We start from the raw sequence: 16553 nt of genomic DNA on the forward strand, positions 1-16553 counted from the left end.
TGATATTACTTCTCGAGATGCTCAAGCTTACTTTTGACATCTTTCCAATCATCCGCATCGGCGAGAGGCGCCTTGGATTTTGTAATGCTAGGCCATTGCTTCGCAAGCTCAAGATTGATTGCAATAAAGTTTTGCTGATCACCTGGCACATCATCTTCTGCGTAAATCGCATTGACAGGACACTCTGGTACGCATACCGCACAATCAATGCATTCATCCGGATCAATTGCTAAAAAGTTCGGACCCTCACGAAAACAGTCAACAGGGCATACATCAACGCAATCGGTGTATTTACAACGAATACAGGATTCAGTGACAACGTAGGTCATAGCTCGCTCTGAAGAATAAATACCATCAAAAACACGAAAATAATCAATCACTAGATTTTATCCCAAATGGTGTAAAGTCTTGATTCCACCGATATCACACCCCATACAGAGCCATGACAACCAAACCAACAATCCTCGTTGCCCGCGCCATTTTTCCAGATGATTTAGTAAAACTACAGGATCGTTATGAGGTGATATCTAACCAGGCTGATCAGGTGTTTGCCCCGGATGAATTGCGTAACCATTTAGCGAATGTAGATGGGGCATTAGTGACTGGCAGTGAGCGAATCGATCAAAGCGCCTTGGCCGATGCAAAGCGCCTGAAAATCGTAGCCAATATTTCGGTTGGCTATAACAATTTTGATGTACCAGCGATGACTGCAGCCAAAGTCATGGCAACAAATACTCCGGATGTATTGACTGATACAACCGCTGATTTTGGCTTTGCGCTGCTAATGGCTACTGCCCGTCGGATCACAGAATCCGAGCATTGGATCCGAAATGGCCAATGGGATAAATGGTCTATCGTGCACAATCCCTTGGGCATGGATTTGCACCACAGCACCTTGGGTATTATTGGTATGGGTCGAATTGGGCAGGGTATTGCTAAGCGTGCCTTAGGTTTTGGGATGAAAGTGGTTTATCACAACCGTAAACGCTTAAGCGAGGCGGATGAAAAAGCGTGTGGTGCTCGATATCTTGATAAAGAAACCCTACTTCGCGAAGCTGACCATGTGATCTTGGTGGTGCCATACTCTGCAGAGAGCCATCATCTAATCGGCGCCAAAGAAATTGCGCTAATGAAACCGACTGCTACGCTAGTTAACATTGCCCGTGGTGGTATTGTGGATGATGCAGCTTTGGCGGCTGCATTAAAAGCAAAAACAATCTTTGCCGCAGGTCTTGATGTTTTTGAGGGAGAACCGAAAGTTCATCCGGAGTTGCTCAAGTTAAGTAATGTGGTACTGGCGCCCCATATTGCCAGTGCGACTGAAAAAACTCGACGTGCCATGATTGCGTTAGCGGCTGAAAACCTTAGCGCAGCTCTCGAGGGAAAACGTCCGCCGAGTTTGATCAATGCCGAATTGTGGCAAGCCTAATTCAGTTAGTCCTTATTGCTGAATATCGTCGGTCTCTTCGGTGAGTTCTTTGAGCGCAAGCTCAATGCCGCCAAACTTTTCCGCAACCCAGTTATAGACCTTACAGGCGATCCATAAGAGACCAAAGCCCAAAATCGCATTTAGGACCAGGGCAGAAATCACCGTAAAACCCGGAATCGACCCATCTCGAATAAAGGCGACAAAGAGTGCCAATAAAACGATGGGGACCGAAAAGCATAAGTAAACCAAAACCAAGGTTTTGGCGGTATGCATGGGATCTAAAAACACAATCTCTTTTTTAGTAAATTTCATGATCCCGCCATCTTAAAGCAGTCCATCAAAAATCTCTACATCCACCCAATCGCCAGGCGCAATATTTCCCTGATCATGGTGAAGAATGATGAAGCAATTCGCTTCACTCATGGAGCGCAAAATCCCAGCGCCTTGGCTACCCGTTGTTTTAACGGCCCATTGACCCCGGCCATCCTGAAATAGAATCCCCCGTTGAAACTCTGTACGACCGGATTTCTTTCGAATTCCCACAGCAGATCGAACTGGAATCAAAGGGATCTCAACCCGTTTGGCACCATTTAGTTGCAATAGTGCATTGCGGACAAATTGATAGAAGGTCACCATCACCGCCACGGGGTTACCGGGTAAGCCAAAAAATACGGTTGGGCTAGGCTTGCTCGAACTTGGCTTTAGGCTGCCGAATGCCATGGGTCGACCAGGGCGCATGGCAATTTTCCAAAATCCAACCTCGCCCAACTCCTCCATCATTTGCTTAGTGAAATCCGCCTCCCCAACCGAGACTCCACCTGAGGAGATGATGACGTCGGCCGTTTGAGCTGCGGCAATGAAAGCCCTGCGAAGATCGTCGGGGTTATCTCGCACGATCCCACAATCAATCACCTCCATACCCAGTCGCTCAAGGCAGGCGCGCAGACTATAGCGATTGCTGTCAAAAATCCTACCAGGTGCTAAAGACTCATGGATATCGCAGAGCTCATTGCCAGAAGAGAGGATTGCCACCTTGGTCCGCTGATAGACTTCAAGCTGATGAATGCCCAAGGATGCCGCAAGACCTAGGTCAGCAGGGCGCAAAATTCGGCCCTGCAAAATGGCTGCTTTGCCCGACTGCAAATCTTCGCCCCGTAAGCGACGATTCTCGCCAGCACGAACGATGTCACTGGAAAAGCTCACCAGACCATTGCTAAGAGTCATGGTAAATTCCTGGGGGACAACCGTGTCGCAAGTTGCGGGCATCAAGGCACCCGTCATGATCTTGATGCATTGCCCAGGCTTGACGGTAAGCATTTCAGTTTGCCCAGCATGCAGTGTTCCAATAATAGTTAATTCAAGATTTTGGCGATCATCAGATAGTTCACTGCTATTGAACGCATACCCATCCATGGCAGAGTTATCATGGGAAGGAACATTGATCGGGGATAAAAGATCGCCCGCCAAGATGCGACCAAGGCATTGATGGAGGGGCAAGGTCTCTTTTCTGAGATGCATTGCCGACAATTCGTAACTTGATCTAATTAAGTCAGCAATAGCTTGCCGTGCATCCGTTACAGACAAAAAATCCGATTGGAACTCTTGATTTGCTTTATTGGTTTCCATATCTTTAGTTGGTAAATTTTTCTAATTGAGCTAGCTCTTCCGGAGTATTGGCATTGGCAAATGCAGATTCATTTGCAAATATAGCTGTGCATGCATCTTGAGATGCAAACCAGCGATCAATCTTGCGTTGTCCATTAGCCAAAAACTCTTCTAAGGACTGAAGTACTTCTCGTTTCATTAGACAAAAGACTGGCTGTGCCCAAATTTTCCCTTCAGAATCATGACTTGACGCATAGGCAATATTCGCATCTTCTTTTTCCATTTGATCAGCGAGTACTACGACTAAATCGGTCGGAAAAAGTGGAGAATCGCAGGGAGCAGTCACCAGATACGGTGTTTTACAAGTCTTCAGGCCAGCTAGATAGCCCGCTAAGGGACCAGCAAAATCCTGGTTTTCATCAATCACAATAGGGTAACCATAGTGTGAATAGATATCCTGATTACGATTGGCGTTAATTAGCAAACTCGAGACCTGTGGTGCAAGGCGATGAATGGCATGTTCGATTAAAGGCTTGCCTTGAAACCGCACTAAGCCCTTATCGATACCGCCCATGCGCTGCGCTCGACCGCCAGCAAGTAATAGTCCGGTAATTTCAGAACGCGCAATCATCGGCAGGTCCTAGCCACCAATATAGGACATTTCAACTTTACCTTGCTTGCGTTCTAAATCCTTGGTGTGAAGGTGTCTGATCTCGGAGTAGCGATCATCGCGATTTGACCATGTTTGCATAACAGCGTTTGCAATTTCAAGATCAGAACGACCAGATCGAATGAGAGTTTTAAAATCAAATCCTTCGGTAGCAAATAAACATAAAAACAGTTGACCATCTGTGGATAGCCGGGCACGGGAGCATTCATGACAAAACGCTTGGGTCACGCTGGAGATCACACCAATTTCGCCAGCTCCATCCTGATACCGCCAGCGTTGAGCGACCTCGCCGGCGTAATTGGGATCGACTTGCTCAAGAGGGAAGTGCTCAGAAATCTTGGCAATCACTTCAGCAGATGGCAGAACTTGATCTAGGTTCCAGCCATTTGAAGAGCCAACATCCATAAATTCAATAAAGCGTAGGGTGATGCCGCGATTACGAAAATACTTCGCCATTGGTAGGATCTCGTGGTCGTTCACCCCTTTCTTAACCACCATATTGACTTTGATGCCTTCGAAGCCCGCCTTTTGTGCTGCCTCAATTCCTTTGAGCACATCGCTGACTGGATAGTCGACGTCATTCATCGCCTTGAAGACTGAATCATCGAGCGCATCCAGACTGACCGTGAGTCGTTGCAAGCCTGCTTCTTTTAGGAGCGTTGATTTTTTGCTCAATAGACTGCCATTGGTTGTAAGTGTTAGGTCTAATTCCTGATCCTTGGGTGTCCGAAGCTTGGCAAGCATAGAAATTAAGGTTTCGAGATCTTTACGAAGCAAGGGCTCACCACCAGTTAAGCGAATTTTTTCAACCCCAAGAGAAACAAAAATCGTGGCTAAGCGATGAATCTCTTCAAAACTTAATAATTCGGATTGTGCGAGATATGGATAGTCTTGATTAAATACCTCTTTGGGCATGCAGTAGGTGCACCGAAAATTACAACGATCGGTAACCGAGATGCGTAAATCACGTAATGGCCGCTGTCGACGATCAAGGGTGCGACTATGGGCCTCGCTGAGTATGTTTGGGATCAATGGCAAAGGACCCCTGGGGGTCTCTTTGCGTATCGGTATGACGGGCTTCACCATAATTCACATTATGGCCTTAAACGACTAAATCGTTTTATCGATGGTTTTTTCTTGGCCACCTGTTTCGACCAGCACCATCGGGCCTATTGGGAGGCTTGCAGGCGCTTTAGGCACTCGCGGAACGCGGGGCGCCGGGATTTCTGCCTGAATCTGGGTTTGAACTTCTGCTAATTTCGATTGATCTGTTCCCACCCAAACCATTCCCGCTCCTTGCACGACATCCTTTAATGGTTCTTCAGCTAAGGGTGTGAATGCTACTTTGGGTAGTTCAGGTAGAGGTGCTGTAGTAGCCACTTCTAGACTCATCGCGGGCACATTCATCGGTTCAGTCACGATTGGGCTTGCTTCCTCACGTCGCTCCCGACGCTGATTCGGACGTCGTCCTCCGGTGGACTCTCGGAAAGTGCTCACAATTCGAGTCAGCGGCACCGATGCCGAGCGACCACCTAGCCCCATCGGAAAGCCTGGATTGGATTCTGAATTGATTGCTGAGTTACCAGTCTCGTTGCGCTCATTTCGATCGCCACGGTTACGGCCACGACCTCGACGGTTACGTCCACGGCGGCGTTCGTCCCCAGCGCTTTCAGACTCATCGGTGGCACCAACCACTTGCGGTGCTGGATTAGCACTTTCTAGCTTCTCTTGGGTATTTTGTCGTTCACTGCGGTTACGGCCACGACCTTCTGAACGCGATGGGCGATTTGCTGCAGCTTCGGTTGGCTCAGAAGTTTTCTCCATGCGATCAGATGAATCGGTACGCTGATTTTTTTCATTGCGATTGCGACCCCTATTGCGGTTGCGATCACCATTACGGCCACGATTTTCAGAGCGCAGATTTGGTTTTGTCTCTGGGGCTGCCGTTGGAGCGCTTGAGGAAAATAGTTTTTTGATAAACCCGAGGAAACCACCTGACTCTGGAGTCGAGGAACTTGGTTTGGAATCCCGAACCGGACGCGGTGATGCGACAGGTGCCGGTTGACTTGGGGTAATCCCTTTCACTGCGGCCTCAGGGCGAGCTCGCACTTCGTCGTTTTTGCGACCAATGACTGCATCGGTTTCAAGCTCGCGCGCGGCTTCTTCCACCATGACGTAGCTCAGTTTTTGCTCATCTAAGCGAGGGTCATCATGACGCAGACGTTCTAATTTGTAATGAGGGGTCTCCAGATGCTTATTCGGGATCATCAAAATATGCACCTTAAAGCGCGTCTCAATCTTGATCACTTCAGCACGCTTTTCATTGAGCAAGAATGCAACCACCTCTACTGGTACCTGGCAGTGGATTGCAGCCGTATTCTCTTTCATGGCCTCTTCCTGAATAATTCTCAGGACTTGTAATGCAGAGGATTCGGTATCACGAATATGACCGGTTCCATTGCATCGTGGGCAGGTAACGTGACTACCTTCTGATAGAGCAGGGCGCAAACGCTGACGCGAGAGCTCCATCAAACCAAACTTTGAAATCTTGCCCATTTGCACCCGTGCGCGATCATGGCGCAAGGCATCGCGCAGACGATTTTCAACGTCCCGCTGACTCTTCGAGGACTCCATGTCGATGAAGTCAATCACGATTAGACCGCCAAGATCACGCAGGCGCATTTGCCGTGCAATTTCATCGGCCGCCTCGAGATTGGTTCGGGTTGCCGTCTCTTCAATATCCGACCCACGCGTTGCGCGTGCGGAGTTCACATCGACCGATACCAAGGCCTCCGTGTGATCGATGACGATCGCGCCGCCAGAAGGTAGGGGAACGGTTCTGGAATAGGCGGTTTCAATTTGATGCTCAATTTGGAATCGCGAAAAGAGGGGGACGTCATCTTGATAACGCTTCACCCGAGGCAAGTTATCCGGCATCACCACTGACATAAATGCCTGGGCTTGCTCATAAATATCATCGGTATCGATCAAAATCTCGCCAATATCGGGCTGGAAATAATCGCGAATGGCGCGAATCACAAGACTCGACTCTAAGTAAATGAGTAAGGGTGCTGAGTTTGCTTTGGCTGCCTCATCAATGGCTTTCCATAATTGCATGAGGTAATTAAGGTCCCACTGCAACTCGGTGGCATCCCGACCGATTCCTGCCGTTCTAGCAATGATGCTCATTCCGTCGGGTACCTCAAGTTGCGCCATGGCTTCGCGTAACTCTTGCCGATCCTCACCTTCAATGCGGCGCGATACACCACCTCCACGCGGATTGTTTGGCATTAATACTAGATAGCGACCTGCTAGGGAGATAAAGGAGGTCAGGGCAGCGCCTTTTTGACCGCGCTCTTCTTTTTCAACCTGAACAATGATTTCTTGACCTTCTCTCAGTGCATCCTTGATCGACGCATTGCGGACATCAATACCATCCTTGAAGTAGGTTCTTGCAACTTCCTTAAAAGGTAAAAAACCGTGCCGCTCCTCGCCATAGTTGACGAAGCAGGCCTCTAAAGACGGCTCAATACGGGTGATGACCCCTTTATAAATATTGCCTTTGCGCTGTTCGCGGCCGGCAGTTTCAATATCGATATCGATTAGTTTTTGACCATCAACGATGGCAACCCGCAACTCTTCCTGTTGCGTTGCATTGAATAACATGCGCTTCATAACACTCTCCTAAATGGGAGGCGGACTTGAGCGACACGAAGTGGATGACAAATATGCTCTGAGGAAAATCCCCAGAGTACTGGGGTGAGACAAACAAAGTTCCTAAACAGGAAAAATACCAATCAAATTGGCTTGGGTCTCACATGAACGCTCGCCACAGAGATGTCCTTTAGTTCTCAATGTAGGCGCTCGTTTTAAAAACGGTCATCTGCTTTCGGGGGTCGCGGCAAATATCACGCCAACCCTTGCGCCTCATTAAAACGGGAGAGGGGCAACCCCGGGAGTCTATTCATGGGCGACTCCAAGCTCCGGAATTCAAATTCTTAGTCATCAATGACTTAGAGCCTTGATTATAGGACACAAAACGGTCGACAATGGGAATATTCCAATGAATAAATCGCTAAAGCCCCCCTCAAAACCACGTATTTCAAGCAAGGATGCCCCTAAAACTAAGGTTTTGGCAGCTGTTTTGGAAACCGTGGGACCGGATTTTGCCGGTCAGCGACTGGATAATTATTTATTAAGGTGGGCTAAAGGGGTTCCAAAAAGCCATATTTACCGAATTATTCGCTCAGGCGAGGTGCGGATTAACAAAAAAAGGGCGTTGCCAAGCTCTCGTCTGGTTGAGGGCGATGTGGTTCGCTTGCCCCCCACCCGATTGGCTGAACCTAAGAAATTGGATCAAGTCATCTCGGAAGCACAGGCTAAAACCCTGGCAACAGATATCCCCATTTTGTTTGAGGATGAATATTTATTGGTGATTGATAAACCCTCTGGGCTGGCGGTCCATGGAGGTTCGGGTGTTCAGTTAGGGGCTATCGAGTTATTTCGTAAGGCAAGGCCAGAGAATTCATTTTTGGAGCTGGTCCATCGCTTAGACCGAGATACTTCGGGAATCCTGATCATGGCAAAGAAGCGCAGCGCGCTTCTGGAAATGCATCGGCAGATTCGGGAAGGTTTAACTGATAAGCGTTATCGTTTAATCGCCCATGGAGCAATGGATGCAATCAGTGGCACGAAGCAACTAAAGTTTCCTCTGTTGAAATATTTGCTAGAGAACGATGAGCGTCGGGTTCGGGTGGACCCAAAAGGACAAGAAAGTCACACCAACATTCGGGTTACTGAGCTCTTTCAACGAGATGGCGCGAGTTTTACATTAGTTGAAGCACAGTTAAAAACTGGGAGAACGCATCAAATTCGGGTGCATTTGCAAAAAATTGGGCACCCAATCTTGGGAGATGATAAATATGGATTGGAAGCCGGAGATAAGGAGTTGAAAGTTAAGCAACTTTTTCTCCATGCGCATCTTGCGGTCTTTTCGCATCCTAAAACTTTGGAGAAAATGCGTATTGAAGCCGATCTGCCAAAACGGTTTCATGATTTTCTCGCACAATGGGACAGTCGTTTTTTGGCTAAAACGCTACAACCGAAAGAGATCGATTGAAGACAAACGAACGTCGCTATGAGCTAATCGTGTGGGACTGGGATGGCACGATTATGGATTCCACGCCAACGATTGTTCAGTGCATTCAGCAAGCCTGCCGAGACCTCGATTTCCCGGTACCCGGGGACTCGATTGCGAGCTATGTAATTGGTTTGGGTATTCATGATTCACTAAGACGTGTCGTGCCGACTATCGACCCGAAGCATTTTCCAACGCTCGTTGATCGTTTTCGCTATCACTATTTAGCAAAGGATCATGAGTTGCATCTTTTTGGGGGCATGCGAGACTTGCTTGAGAGCTTAAAGACTCAGGGTTTTATGTTGGGAGTTGCAACCGGTAAGCCTAGGCGCGGGCTCGATCGATCCTTGCGTCATCATCAGTTAGAGCATCTATTTCATGACACACGAACTGCGGATGAGTCCTTTGCCAAACCCCACCCGGGTATGTTGATGGACTTATCGGATCGTCTTCAAGTTCCAGTTCGCAAGATGCTGATGATTGGCGATACGACGCACGATCTTCAGATGGCCCAAGCGGCTGGAGTGGATGCGATCGCAGTCACTTATGGCGCCCATCCGGCCGATGCCTTGCGGTCTGCAAATTCTTTGGCTTGCTTTGATAATGTAGAGACTTTGGGAAACTGGTTGATGCAGAATTTGCATCAACCATTCCAAGATCCTGCCGAATTCAGTAAAGCGAGCTAAGTGTATGAATCAAAACCCCGAGTCATCCAATTCCAATGCGCAGTGGGAGCGTAGCGCTCTCGAACATCTCTTGCTTGAGAACCTAAAAGAAAATCGCAAGGCAAGACGTTGGCGAGCTATTCTGCGTATCTTGACCTTGGTTGTGTTGGTGGGCCTAGTCACACAAATCTTTGACATTGGTTTACCCGGCGGCGGGGGTAGTGGCAAACATACCGCACTCGTTAGCATTGAGGGTGAGATCTCACCCAATTCGGTTGCAAATGCTTTGGATATTAATTCGGCATTAAGCGCCGCATTTGAAAGCAAAGAGGCTGCCGGGGTAGTACTCCGCATCAATAGTCCAGGCGGCTCTCCCGTGCAAGCCGGCATGATTAATGATGAGATTAAACGTTTACGCGGCTTGTATCCTGATAAACCCTTTTATGTCGTGGTCGAAGATGTTTGTGCTTCCGGTGGATACTATGTGGCTGTAGCTGGAGACAAGATTTTGGTGGATAAAGCCAGTATTGTTGGCTCGATTGGAGTCGTCATGGGTGGCTTTGGATTTACGGGGCTGATGGATAAGATGGGCATCTCGCGACGCTTGATTACAGCGGGGTCGGATAAGGGCATGCTCGACCCCTTCTCTAAAGAAAATCCCAAGCAAGTTGAGATGGTTAAAAAAATGCTTGATGAAATCCATCAGCAATTTATTAATGTCGTGAAAGAGGGTCGTGGCGAGCGCCTAAAGAATGATCCGGATATTTTTTCGGGTCGCGTCTGGAATGGCGAACAGGCAGTTCAGTTGGGATTGGTCGATGGTTATGGCACAGTTGATTCTGTCGCACGTGATCTTTTAAAAACCCCTGATGTGGTGGAGTACACCTTGAAAGAGAATTTTGCTGAGCGTGTCGCAAAGCGCTTTGGGGCAGAGACCGGTGCTGCGATTAGCAAGGCCTTATCGCGAAGCGCGGAGATGCGGTAAAACTAAGCCAGCATCAAAAAAATAGCAGGCTTATTTTTGATGAGATCGGAGAGTGCTTCAGGTTTGGTATAGCGCTTGCGCCAAGAATCAATTGGCCCTGTCCACACCCACTCACTACTCAGTGTTAAATCGATTGCTACACAGAGTCGCGTTTGGTGAGATAGTGAGCTCAAGCAGCTTTGCAGCATTGCGGTATTTCGATAGGGAGTTTCAATCCAAATTTGGGTCTCGCGGCGCTGCCTAGAGGCCCCCTCTAACTCCTTGAGTTTTTTTGAACGCTCTGCACCTTCGACAGGAAGATATCCATTGAATTGAAAAAACTGACCATTAAGACCGCTTGCCATCAGCCCAAGCAAGATCGAGCTGGGGCCGACTAAGGGCTTCACTTTGGCCCCCCACTGATGTGCGACTTGGACAATCTCTGCGCCAGGATCGGCAACCCCCGGAACACCTGCTTCTGATAAGAGGCCCACATCATGCCCCGCTTGAATGGGAGTAAGCAATTCCTCCGGTTTAAGACTTAAGGCATGTTTGCGGTCCGGGCCGCGCCACTCTTGTATCACCATCTCTTGTAATGAATGATGCAGTGGTTCGATTTCATGAACGGCATTTAAAAATGCACGACTTGTTTTGGCGTCTTCCACAATCCAATACTTGATCTTGGCAATTTGCCGAAGGTTCTCGGCTGGTATGACGTGATGGAGTTGCGCAGCTCGGTTTTCACTACCTAATGTATTGGGTACCAAATATAAGTTACCAATTTGCATGCTATTGAGAGTCTTGAGTCGCAGGCAGAGAAATTCCCGCTTCAAGAAATAGGCTTGTTAAGGCAATTAACGGTAAACCAATCAGCGCGGTTGGATCTTCGCTCTCAATTTTTTCGAGAAGAATAATTCCCATACCTTCTGATTTAGCGCTACCAGCGCAATCATAGGGTTTCTCAAGGCGGAGGTATTGATCCAGAACCTGCTCGGGTAGATTACGAAATTGAACCGTGGTTGGGACATGGATTGTTTTGCAAAAATTCTGACCGATTAGGCAAAGCGATGTATGAAAAACAACAGCCTGACCTTGCATTTGTTTGAGTTGAGCTAAGGCGGCGGCGTGCGAACCTGGCTTGCCAATCATGTGACCATTTAAATCAGCGCTTTGATCGGAGCCAATCACCCACGCGTTCCGGTGCAAGGATGCGATCGCCTGTGCTTTTGCTTGCGCTAACCGAAGCGTGAGATTTTTTGGAGTCTCGCCGAGCAGGGGGGATTCATCTAGGTTGGGTGCAATCGCTACAAATGGCATCCCAAGTCGTTCAAGCAGCTGCTGTCGATAGGGTGAGCTTGAGGCAAGAATCAGGGTGGGGGCGGACGGCATGAATGAGTAACTGAATGATGTTTGATAATGTCAATAGTTTGAATGAATTGCAAAACGTCGATCGGATGACACAAAACTCGCCTTACCCAATTCAATCTTTAGAAATCAACCCCAGTTCTTTGCTAAGAGTTGATATGTTAGCGCCTGTCTCTTACCAAGGCGAGGGATTTATCCAGTTTGCCGATTTTCCAAGACTTTTAGCCGAATCAGCCTCTGTGAGCCCAGGCGATGGATTTGATTGCCAAATTGTTAGTTTGCATCGTGATGGCCGGCCGTTCATGGAGGTAAAGATTCGAGGGCGGATGGCGATTGCCTGTCAACGGTGCTTAGACCCCATGGCATTAGAGTTGGAAATACAAAAGACCTACGTTTTTTTAAGAACGGAAGTAGAGGCAGATCAATTCCCCATGGATCGCGATGATGAGGAGGCAATGGTCGCCTCAACCCACTTTAATTTGCTTGAAGCGATCGAAGATGAGATTTTGCTAGCACTGCCTCACGCCCCCAAACACCCGGTCGGCCAGTGTCAATTGCGGCAAATCGGGGCTGACTTGGAAAAGCCCAATCCCTTTAAGGTACTGAAAAACCTCAAGAAATAGCCATCATTTTGCTGGCGAATGCGGGTTTTTACCACTTTCTATGCTAGAATTGCGCCTTGCTTAGGAGTTCATTATGGCCGTCCAACAAAATAAAAAATCCCCCTCAAAGCGTGGCATGCATCGCGCACACGACTTTTTGACTGCACCCGCAATCGCAGTAGAGTCCACTACCGGTGAGGCCCACTTGCGCCACCACGTATCCCCTAATGGCTACTACCGTGGTCGTAAAGTCGTTAAAACAAAGAACGACTAATTCCTCATTGTTTGATCGAAGCGGCTCAGGCCGCTTTTTTCTTAAACAGAATCGACGTTTTATACATATTCAATGAGTATCACTCTGGCAGTTGATGCTATGGGCGGGGATTTTGGGGTAGAAGTGACTATCCCAGCCTGCTGTGATTTTCTGCAAGATCATCCTGACGCTAAGATTCTTGCAATTGGCAACGCCCAAGCGATTGAGCAGTCGGTTCGCAAATCTAATCCAAACTTACTAGATCGCTTCCAGATTCTCGGTGCCTCTGAAATTGTCTTGATGGACGATCCCATTGAAGTTGCTCTGCGTCGTAAGAAAGACTCATCCATGCGAGTCGCCATTGAGCAGGTGCGTGATGGCAAGGCAGATGCCGCCATTTCTGCGGGCAATACGGGTGCATTGATGGCAATCTCCCGCTATATCTTAAAAACCTTGGATGGGATTGATCGACCGGCAATTGCAACTGCGATACCGAATGAGTTGGGGAAAGGCACTACCGTACTTGATCTGGGTGCAAATGCCGATTGTGAGCCAATTCACCTTTTACAATTTGCGCAAATGGCTGATGTGATGTTGCGCGTGGTCAATGGCAATCCAAAACCCTCGATCGGCCTTTTAAATATTGGCGAAGAAGTCATTAAGGGTAATGAGGTGGTTAAACAAACTGCGGAACTATTGCGCCAAAGCCAATTGCATTTTTATGGCAACGTCGAAGGCAACGATATCTTCAAGGGAACCACGGATATTGTGGTTTGCGATGGCTTCGTTGGTAATGTTGTTTTAAAAGCTAGCGAAGGCTTGGCGAAAATGATGAGCGGTATGATCCGTGAAGAATTTAATCGATCCATATTAACCAAATTAATGGGTCTTGCTGCTCTATTGCCGTTGAAAAGAGTACGTCAACGGGTCGATCATCGGCGCTACAACGGTGCAGTTTTATTGGGTCTCAAGGGTTGTGTGATCAAAAGCCATGGCTCTGCCGATCGTTTTGCCTTTAAGGTCTCGCTTGAGCGTGCATACGATGCCGCTAAGAATCGGATGGTTGAGAAAATTGCTGAGTCATTTACATTGAGGTCCACATAAGTATGGGTCGATTTGCTCGAATTGCAGGAACCGGCAGTTACTTGCCCGCATTAAGGCTGAGTAACCAAGATTTGGTGGACCGTTTGGCCAAAGAGGGTGTTGAGACCAGTGATGATTGGATTAAAACTCGCAGCGGTATTTCATCTAGGCATTTTGCTGCGCCCGATGAGTTAACGAGCGATTTAGCGGTCAAGGCAGCACAGCGCGCAATGATGGAAGCGCAATGGAATGCCGATGATATTGAGTTAATCATCTTGGCGACCTCAACCCCCGATCATCTAGGCGGTTTTCCAAGCACGGCATGCGTGATTCAAGATAAATTAGGTCTAAGGAATGGTTGTGCTGCCTTTGATGTGCAGGCGGTATGCGCTGGATTCTCATATGCCTTGAGTACGGCGGATGCATTCATTCGTGCTGGTATGTATCAAAAGATTTTGGTCATTGGGGCTGAAGTATTCTCTCGAATCTTGGATTTCAAAGATCGCGGTACCTGTGTACTTTTTGGCGATGGAGCGGGTGCTGTTGCGCTCGAAGCCTCTGATCAGGCCGGAATCTTAGCGAGCGCTTTGCATGCAGATGGTAGTCAACGTGACATTTTGTGCGTCCCTGGACGAGCAAGCTGCGGCGGGATTGAAGGAGTTCCCTTTTTACGTATGGATGGTCAATCTGTCTTCAAATTAGCCGTGAAGGTGTTAGAGCAGGTTGCCCATGAAGTTTTGCAAAAGGCCAATATGCAGCCTGAGCAAATTGACTGGCTCGTTCCGCACCAAGCTAATATCCGCATTATGGAAGGAACGGCCCGCAAAATGGGAATGTCCATGGATCGAGTGATTGTTACGGTGCATGAGCATGGTAATACTTCAGCAGCATCGATTCCCCTGGCGCTCGATCATGGCATTCGATCGGGTCAAATTAAGCGCGGTCAGCATATTTTGTTAGAAGGCGTTGGGGGCGGTTTTGCTTGGGGCGCGGTTGTATTGCGCTATTAATGAGAAAAAATTGATATGACATTTGCATTTGTATTTCCAGGTCAAGGCTCACAATCGGTGGGGATGCTTAATTCCCTGGCTTCGCGAACAGAAGTGCATGCCACGCTGCAAGAGGCATCCGATGCACTGGGTGAGAACATTGGTAAGTTAATTGCCGAAGGGCCTGCCGAGGCATTGGCCCTAACTACCAACACTCAACCGGTGATGCTGACCGCTGGGGTAGCCTGCTATCGAGCTTGGTTGGCCTCTGGTGGACCCAAGCCCAGCGTAGTTGCGGGTCACAGCTTGGGTGAGTATTCAGCTTTGGTTGCTGCCGGAGTGATTCGTTTTAAAGATGCCTTACCTTTGGTGCGATTTCGTGCAGAGGCCATGCAATCTGCGGTGCCAGTTGGCACAGGTGGCATGGCAGCAATTTTGGGGCTTGATGATCAGCAAGTGATCGAGGTGTGCGCGCTTGCAAGCCGTGAGTGCGGCAAGGTTGTTGAGGCCGTTAATTTCAATGCTCCTGGCCAGATTGTGATTGCCGGTGCGACCGAGGCAGTTGCCAAAGCATGTGAGCTTCTTAAAGCAGCTGGTGCTAAGCGTGCTCTACCCCTCCCGGTTTCCGCCCCGTTTCATTCCTCGCTCCTGCAGCCTGCATCCGAAAAGCTGAAGACTTATTTAGAGGGCATTGAATTTCATGCGCCTTGTGTGCCAGTGATTAATAATGTGGACGTATCTATTCTCGAGACCCCAGAACAAATCAAAGATGCCTTAGTTCGTCAAGCGGCTAAGCCAGTGCGTTGGCAAGAGACCATCCGCGCTATGGCTGATCGTGGAGTTACTCAGGTTGTCGAGTGCGGTCCCGGTAAAGTACTAGCTGGACTAACAAAACGAATTGATGATCGACTTCAAGGCATGGCGATTACCGACGAATCAAGCTTGATGGACGCATTGCAACAGTTAAAAACCTAATTTGTGAAATTCTTATGAACCTCGATTTAACAAATCAAGTAGCACTAGTAACCGGCGCATCGCGCGGTATCGGACAGGCAATAGCCACTGAATTGGCATCTTGTGGCGCAATCGTGATCGGTACCGCAACCTCAGAGTCTGGCGCGAATGCAATCTCCGAGCGATTGAGCGCATCTAAGGGTATTGGTAAGGTCTTGGATGTGACTCAAGGAGCCGCCTGTGAGGCAATGATTGAGGAGATCGTCAAGCAATTTGGGCGCATTGATGTTTTGGTCAATAACGCAGGCATTACTAAGGATCAATTAGCAATGCGCATGAAGGAAGATGAGTGGTCCGATGTGATTGCTACTAATCTGAGTTCGGTATTTAAATTATCACAGGCTGTGTTGCGACCCATGATGAAGGCTCGATCAGGCCGGATTATTAATATCACCTCGATTGTTGGGCATATGGGTAACGCTGGTCAGGCAAATTATGCGGCTGCTAAAGCGGGAGTTGCTGGCATGACCCGTGCTCTGGCGCGTGAGATTGGTAGCCGTAATATTACTGTGAATTGCGTAGCACCCGGATTTATCGATACCGATATGACCCGCGCTTTAAGTGAAGACCAGCAAAATAGCCTCAAAGCCAATATTCCTCTAGCTCGCTTAGGAACCCCTGAGGATGTTGCTCAGGCAGTCGCTTTCTTGGCCTCTCCCGCGGCAGGTTATATCACTGGAAATACCCTGCATGTCAATGGTGGCCTATATCTGGCTTGAGTCTCCCGTCAAATGATCGGTGTCACAAACAAACTGATAAAATCCTGTAATTCGTTTT

At 48.4% G+C, this 16553-nt stretch carries 18 protein-coding genes; 10 read left to right on the forward strand and 8 right to left on the reverse strand.

The features are described 5' to 3' along the window. Positions 1-5: 5 nt before the first annotated feature. On the reverse strand, positions 6-329 hold the full coding sequence (fdxA, locus tag QUE62_RS02315; protein ID WP_108509308.1) for a ferredoxin FdxA: 324 nt from the start codon (positions 327-329) through the stop codon (positions 6-8). Between the two features lie 113 nt (positions 330-442). Between fdxA and QUE62_RS02320 the strand changes: the two genes are divergently transcribed. Then, positions 443-1429 (forward strand): 2-hydroxyacid dehydrogenase, encoded by a 987-nt coding sequence (locus tag QUE62_RS02320; protein ID WP_286262046.1) that lies wholly within the window; start codon positions 443-445, stop codon positions 1427-1429. 12 nt (positions 1430-1441) lie between these two features. On the opposite strand, the gene QUE62_RS02325 is transcribed toward QUE62_RS02320, so the two are convergent. The 5 genes from QUE62_RS02325 to QUE62_RS02345 are packed head-to-tail and all read right to left on the reverse strand — an operon-like array spanning position 1442 to position 7379. Continuing rightward, positions 1442-1741, reverse strand: a complete 300-nt coding sequence (locus tag QUE62_RS02325; protein ID WP_108507984.1) for a hypothetical protein — start codon at positions 1739-1741, stop codon at positions 1442-1444. 12 nt (positions 1742-1753) lie between these two features. Next, positions 1754-3055 carry a molybdopterin molybdotransferase MoeA gene (gene moeA / locus QUE62_RS02330; protein WP_286262048.1) on the reverse strand — a complete coding sequence of 434 codons (1302 nt, stop codon included), beginning with the start codon at positions 3053-3055 and terminating at the stop codon, positions 1754-1756. Positions 3056-3059: 4 nt separating this feature from the next. Beyond that, a complete protein-coding gene (gene mobA, locus QUE62_RS02335; RefSeq protein ID WP_286262050.1) occupies positions 3060-3665 on the reverse strand; it encodes a molybdenum cofactor guanylyltransferase MobA in 606 nt (201 codons plus the stop codon). A 9-nt stretch (positions 3666-3674) separates the two neighbouring features. Beyond that, a complete protein-coding gene (moaA, locus tag QUE62_RS02340; protein ID WP_286262052.1) occupies positions 3675-4790 on the reverse strand; it encodes a GTP 3',8-cyclase MoaA in 1116 nt (371 codons plus the stop codon). Between the two features lie 24 nt (positions 4791-4814). Continuing rightward, positions 4815-7379 carry an Rne/Rng family ribonuclease gene (locus tag QUE62_RS02345; protein WP_286262054.1) on the reverse strand — a complete coding sequence of 855 codons (2565 nt, stop codon included), beginning with the start codon at positions 7377-7379 and terminating at the stop codon, positions 4815-4817. A 388-nt stretch (positions 7380-7767) separates the two neighbouring features. Between QUE62_RS02345 and QUE62_RS02350 the strand changes: the two genes are divergently transcribed. The 3 genes from QUE62_RS02350 to QUE62_RS02360 are packed head-to-tail and all read left to right on the forward strand — an operon-like array spanning position 7768 to position 10491. Continuing rightward, on the forward strand, positions 7768-8823 hold the full coding sequence (locus QUE62_RS02350; protein ID WP_286262056.1) for an RluA family pseudouridine synthase: 1056 nt from the start codon (positions 7768-7770) through the stop codon (positions 8821-8823). After that, a complete protein-coding gene (locus tag QUE62_RS02355) occupies positions 8820-9527 on the forward strand; it encodes an HAD-IA family hydrolase (protein ID WP_286224227.1) in 708 nt (235 codons plus the stop codon). Before QUE62_RS02350 ends, QUE62_RS02355 begins: the two co-directional genes overlap by 4 nt. Before the next feature lie 4 nt (positions 9528-9531). Beyond that, on the forward strand, positions 9532-10491 hold the full coding sequence (locus QUE62_RS02360) for a S49 family peptidase (protein ID WP_286262057.1): 960 nt from the start codon (positions 9532-9534) through the stop codon (positions 10489-10491). A 2-nt stretch (positions 10492-10493) separates the two neighbouring features. Here the strand turns inward: QUE62_RS02360 and QUE62_RS02365 are convergent, their stop codons facing one another. Further along, the gene (locus QUE62_RS02365; RefSeq protein ID WP_286224231.1) at positions 10494-11258 is read right to left on the reverse strand and encodes an SAM-dependent methyltransferase; all 765 of its coding nucleotides are present in this window, start codon (positions 11256-11258) and stop codon (positions 10494-10496) included. 1 nt (position 11259) lies between these two features. Continuing rightward, entirely contained in the window at positions 11260-11859 is a 600-nt protein-coding gene (locus QUE62_RS02370; RefSeq protein WP_286262059.1) for a Maf family nucleotide pyrophosphatase, read from the reverse strand. 14 nt (positions 11860-11873) lie between these two features. Between QUE62_RS02370 and QUE62_RS02375 the strand changes: the two genes are divergently transcribed. From QUE62_RS02375 to fabG, 6 genes are all read left to right on the forward strand, one after another. Then, positions 11874-12458, forward strand: coding sequence for a YceD family protein (locus QUE62_RS02375; RefSeq protein ID WP_286262061.1), 585 nt, complete (start codon positions 11874-11876; stop codon positions 12456-12458). Positions 12459-12531: 73 nt separating this feature from the next. Next, entirely contained in the window at positions 12532-12711 is a 180-nt protein-coding gene (rpmF, locus tag QUE62_RS02380) for a 50S ribosomal protein L32 (protein WP_108507995.1), read from the forward strand. A gap of 72 nt (positions 12712-12783) precedes the next feature. Continuing rightward, on the forward strand, positions 12784-13794 hold the full coding sequence (gene plsX / locus QUE62_RS02385) for a phosphate acyltransferase PlsX (protein WP_286224236.1): 1011 nt from the start codon (positions 12784-12786) through the stop codon (positions 13792-13794). 2 nt (positions 13795-13796) lie between these two features. After that, positions 13797-14783, forward strand: coding sequence for a beta-ketoacyl-ACP synthase III (locus tag QUE62_RS02390; protein WP_286262063.1), 987 nt, complete (start codon positions 13797-13799; stop codon positions 14781-14783). Between the two features lie 15 nt (positions 14784-14798). Further along, positions 14799-15737 (forward strand): ACP S-malonyltransferase, encoded by a 939-nt coding sequence (gene fabD, locus QUE62_RS02395; RefSeq protein ID WP_286224238.1) that lies wholly within the window; start codon positions 14799-14801, stop codon positions 15735-15737. 14 nt (positions 15738-15751) lie between these two features. Then, positions 15752-16495, forward strand: coding sequence for a 3-oxoacyl-ACP reductase FabG (fabG, locus tag QUE62_RS02400; RefSeq protein ID WP_286262065.1), 744 nt, complete (start codon positions 15752-15754; stop codon positions 16493-16495). Positions 16496-16553 lie beyond the last annotated feature (58 nt).

The sequence above is a fragment of the Polynucleobacter sp. HIN9 genome, assembly GCF_030297635.1.
Classification (GTDB): domain Bacteria; phylum Pseudomonadota; class Gammaproteobacteria; order Burkholderiales; family Burkholderiaceae; genus Polynucleobacter.